The sequence below is a fragment of the Streptomyces sp. NPDC017225 genome (assembly GCF_044331465.1).
Lineage (GTDB): Bacteria > Actinomycetota > Actinomycetes > Streptomycetales > Streptomycetaceae > Streptomyces.
Map to the genome: position 1 here is coordinate 1 of NZ_JBIRNE010000009.1, position 4,706 is coordinate 4,706.

Below are 4,706 nucleotides of genomic sequence, written 5' to 3' on the forward strand. Positions count from 1 at the left end.
TACGCGGGCAACCAGGACACCCAAAACCGTTCGGGATGTCCGCAGTGACCAGGTACGAGTCCAAGACTCACTCCTGCTCACTGATTAGGAACGGTTCAGGGCCGTCTTGACCCTCCAGTAACGGGAGACCGCAGAGTAGGAGACATGGACGGCACGACTCTCTACTCGATCGGGGAACTCTCCCGGCGCACCGGTGTGCCGGTGAAGACGATCCGGTTCTACTCCGACGCGAACGTGGTCGCGCCGACCAGCCGCACTCCCGCCGGATACCGGCTGTACGACCTCGACGCGTTGCTTCGTCTGGAACTCGTCCGCACACTGCGCGAGCTGGGCATCGGCCTCACCACGATCCAACAGGTGCTGAGCCGCGAACTCTCGGTGGCGGAAGTCGCCTCGGCGCACGCCGACGCCCTGGACGCCCAGATCCAGACGCTGCGACTGCGGCGGAGTGTCCTGCGCGCCGCGGCCAGATTCGGGTCCAGTCCCAAGGAGACCAAGCTCATGCACAGACTCACGCAGTTGTCCGGCGAGGAACGCCGCCGTCTGATCGACGATTTCGTCGACGATACCTTCGGCACGGAGGGCATCGACCCGAACGCGGCGGCCATGGTGCGCGCCGCCACCCCCGACCTGCCGGACGATCCGTCCACCGACCAGGTCGCCGCGTGGGTGGAGCTCGCCGAGATGATGGGCGACGACGACTTCCGGGCCCGTATGCGCCGGACGGCCGGCCACCAGGCCAATCAGCTCACGCTCGACATCGAGACCGAAGCCGGCGCCGAACTCGTGGAGTTCACCCGGCAGAGACTGGCCGAGGCCAGGGATGCCGGCGTCGACCCGCTCAGCGATGAGGCCACACCCGTCCTCGACGATCTCGTACGGCGGTTCGCGGAGGTGTTCGCACGCAACCCCGACGCGGAGTTCCGTGACTGGTTGGCCCAGCGGTTCGAGGTGGCCCACGACCCCCGCGTGGACGAGTACTGGCGACTGGTGTGGGTCCTCAACGGCTGGCAGGTGGTACCGGGCCTGGTCCCGGTGTACAGCTGGTTCGTCCAGGCCTTGCGGAGGGACCGCTGAGCGCAGCACACCCGTACTGTCCCGCCGCCGCCGGCGCACGTGGAGTTGTCCTCCTCCCCCGGAGGGCAGGAGGGCAACTCCACGCACGTGCGCGAGGTCGTCAGCTGTCCGCGCCGCTGCCCGGGACCACGCAGGAGCGGTTGTTCTCCCAGCCCCACCCGTCACCGTCGGGGTCGGACGAGCCGCCGTCGACGCAGTACGGGTAGCCGTTGGGGGCCGTACCGCCGCCCGCTCCGTCACCGCTGTCCGCGTCGCCGCCCGGGACGACACAGGAGCGGTTGTTCTCCCAGCCCCATCCATCGCCGTCGGGGTCGGACGAGCCGCCGTCGACGCAGTACGGGTAACCGTTGGGGGCCGTACCGCCGCCCGCTCCGCCACCGTCCCCGTCCCCGCCGCCGCCGTAGACGGTGGCGGTCTCGGCGGTGGCCGCGATGCCGTTGGCGCCGTTGAAGAGGCGCTCGCCCCAGCCGGTCAGGGAGTTCGCGTCGAAGCCGTTGACCAGGTCGAGGTACTCGACCCCACTGCCGTTGCCGCTCCAGGACCAGCCCATGTAGCCCACGCCCAGGGATTGCGCGGTCGCCATGATGGCGTCCTCGTCGGGGTTGCCGTCGCTGTGCTGGTCGCCGAACTCGCCGACGACGATGGGCAGTCCGTTGCTGACGAAGTGGTTCAGGTAGTCCCGCACCTCGGCGGCGGTGTCGTAGACGCCGTACATGTGGATCGAGAAGATGGTGTTCCGGTCGGGGTCGGAGGCGAAGACCGACGCCGCGTTGCCCTTCATGGTTCCGGACCAGTCCTGGCCCCAGTTGGGGGCGTCCACCATCAGGGCGTGGTCGAGGCCGGCGCTCCGGAGCTTGCCGATCGCGCTCTTGGTGGCATCGGTCCAGGCCGTGTAGTTGTTGTTGCCGAACGGCTCGTTGCCGATGTTGACGACGACGTAGTCCTCCTGGCCCTGGAGCGCGCTCTTCACACCGATCCAGTAGTCGGCCGCCTTGTCCAGGGTGGTGGCGGCGCCGTCCTCGCCATAGCCGGTGGTGTCGTGCACCTCCAGTACGCAGATGACCTTGTTGTCCTTGCACTGGCCGATGAGGGAGGAGACCTCGGACGCGCTCGTCCGGGTCCATCGGTCGCCGCTGCTGAGAACGACACGGACGGTGTTGGCTCCCTTGGCCGCTATGTCGGCGATGGAGCTCGTTCGGTCGGGATACCAGGTGTAGGCGTGGTTCACCCCACGCATGACGAACTGGTTCCCGTTCGCCTCGACCACGCGCCCGTCGCTGACACGGATACCGGTGGGTGCGGCCTCGGCTTCACCGGCGGACGGGCCGGCGACCGAGACCAGCAGACCCAGGGCGGCGGCGAACGCCATGCCCGCCTTCGTGATCAAGGTGTTTCTCGGCTTTCGCATATCTCTCCTCGGTGGATGTGGATGGGGATGCGGATGGGGATGGGTGTGGGGATGGGTGTGGAGCGGAACGGAGCTTGGCCGGGCCGTCCGACGCCCGCCCGTCCGTTGATGACAACGATGTCCCGCGCCGATGTCAGTCCCTGAAGGCGTGCTTGATGAGCGTCGCGCGCACTTCGGCGGGTGTCGCCGAAGGCAGGCTTCGCAGGCGTCGCTGGTGTGGGGTACGAACCGAACAACTGACGTCGACCAGACGCGACTTCGGCCGCATGGGGCTCGAACGGCCCGTCGCCACACCATGAGGCACCGGCTGTTACGCCCATGTCAATAGTCGGTTCACGATCCGTCCGCCGGGCACGGGCCAGGCTTCGGAACTAAACCGCTAAACGCGCTGCCCAGCCCTGACGTGTCTCACAGACTGGTTCATTCACCAGCGAGGACACGGCCGACGCAACCGATTGACAGCCGGACGACATCCCCTTACGGTCCTGTCCGGTTAACCGGTACATGGCCCGAGTCATCCCCTCGGCGAGCACCGTCGAGCACGACAGAAGCGCCGATGCCCGCCCGTCCGCCTGCCGCGCCTCCCAAGGCAGCGGACCGTTTCCCTCCGCATGGAGGAGACGCCAGGCATGTCAGCCCGCGCTCCTGCCGTCGACACGCGCGCCGACGTCCAGAGCGACCGTCCAGCGGACAGCAGGCCCGCTCTCAGCGGCCGCCTTCACCCTGGAACTCGCCGTCGCTTGACCGCACCTCATCTTGGGTCACTATACCGGTTCAATAACAAGGGTCGGACGAATCACGTAGACCCTTTCGTGCGCCGTTAACGTTACGAACGTGGACCCACTTCGGCCGGCCCGCGCGTCCCACTGCCCCCTGTTTGTTGACAACGTTGTCCGACGGACCCCCACCTCAGTGCCACCACTACGCGGTGCGCGAAGACGGGTCCGACCGGCCTGAGAGAGGACCGAATCGGTGTACGCCGCCCTGGACATCGGAGGGACGAAGATCGCGGGAGCCCTGGTGGACGAGCGGGGAACCGTCGTCCACCGCGCCGAGTTCCCCACACCCGCGCGGGAGTCCACGCACCGCATGGCGCGGACCGTCGACGCCGTGATCGATGCCCTGGCCACCGCCCCGGCCTGGGGCACGGTACGCGGACTGGGCATCGCCAGCGCGGGCCCCGTCGACACGGCGGCAGGCTCGGTGAGCCCCGTGAACATTCCCGTCTGGCGGGCCTTTCCCCTCGTGGAGAGCGTGCGCGCCCATCCCCTGATGTCCGCCGGCATCGCACCGGTCCTGCTCGGGGACGCCGTGGCCATGACCGCTGCCGAACACTGGCTCGGCGCCGCTCGTGGAGTGGACAACGCGCTGTGCATGGTGGTCTCGACCGGAGTCGGAGGCGGCTACGTGCTGGGCGGCCGGCTGCATCCGGGGCCCTCGGGGAACGCCGGACACATCGGTCACGTCTCCGTCGACTTCGACGGTGCCCCCTGCGCCTGCGGTGCACGGGGCTGCGTGGAGGGATACGCCAGCGGAACGGCCATCGCCCGATACGCGGTACAGGCGGGGTGGGCGCCGCAGCCGGGCTCGGAACCGACCGCCGCCGCCGTCGCCGCCTCCGCCCGCGCGGGTGACGAACGCGCCCTGGCCGCGTACGACCGCTCGGCACGGGCTCTGGCCGCCGCCATCGCCGGGAGCGCGACGCTGCTGGAGATCGAGGTCGCGGTCGTCGGCGGGGGTGTCGCCCAGGCCGGGGAGACACTGTTCACTCCGCTGCGCCGCCATCTCCGTGCCTACGCGGTGCTCGACTTCGCCCGCGGTGTCGAGGTGCGCCCGGCCGCTCTGGCGCGGGACGCGGGCCTTGTCGGCGCGGCGGCAGCGGCCCGGCAGCGACTGCGGGAGGCCGGTGAAGGAGTGACGGAAACCGTACTCGCAACTGGTGGTTAACCGGTTTCGACTCCTCCATAAGGCGGGCCGTCAGACGCCCTCAAGCTCCCTCAGTCATTCGTAGGGAAAATCGGCACCACGGCCGGACTCTCGGCAAGTGCGTGCGAACACCCCTTCCCTTTTCTGTGGCGGCACAGGAGCACCGGGCCGGACGGGGGGGGGGGGGGGGGGGGGGGGCCGCCCCCCCCCCCCCCCCCCCCCCCCCCCCCCCCCCCCGACCGCGGGGTTTCGGGCGGACGGAGGCCGACGGATTTCGGCCGTCCGGGGCCTGCCG

Annotated in this window: 3 protein-coding genes; 2 read left to right on the forward strand and 1 reads right to left on the reverse strand. The window is 69.4% G+C overall.

What is annotated here, in order from left to right; genetic code table 11:
* The first annotated feature begins 144 nt into the window (after positions 1–144).
* Positions 145–1,077, forward strand: coding sequence for a MerR family transcriptional regulator (locus ACH4NX_RS20240; protein ID WP_398130371.1), 933 nt, complete (start codon positions 145–147; stop codon positions 1,075–1,077).
* 100 nt (positions 1,078–1,177) lie between these two features.
* Here the strand turns inward: ACH4NX_RS20240 and ACH4NX_RS20245 are convergent, their stop codons facing one another.
* Complete coding sequence (locus tag ACH4NX_RS20245) at positions 1,178–2,485, reverse strand: cellulase family glycosylhydrolase (RefSeq protein WP_398130370.1); 1,308 nt, start codon at positions 2,483–2,485, stop codon at positions 1,178–1,180.
* Positions 2,486–3,457: 972 nt separating this feature from the next.
* Between ACH4NX_RS20245 and ACH4NX_RS20250 the strand changes: the two genes are divergently transcribed.
* Positions 3,458–4,432 carry an ROK family protein gene (locus tag ACH4NX_RS20250; protein WP_398130369.1) on the forward strand — a complete coding sequence of 325 codons (975 nt, stop codon included), beginning with the start codon at positions 3,458–3,460 and terminating at the stop codon, positions 4,430–4,432.
* Positions 4,433–4,706: the final 274 nt, after the last annotated feature.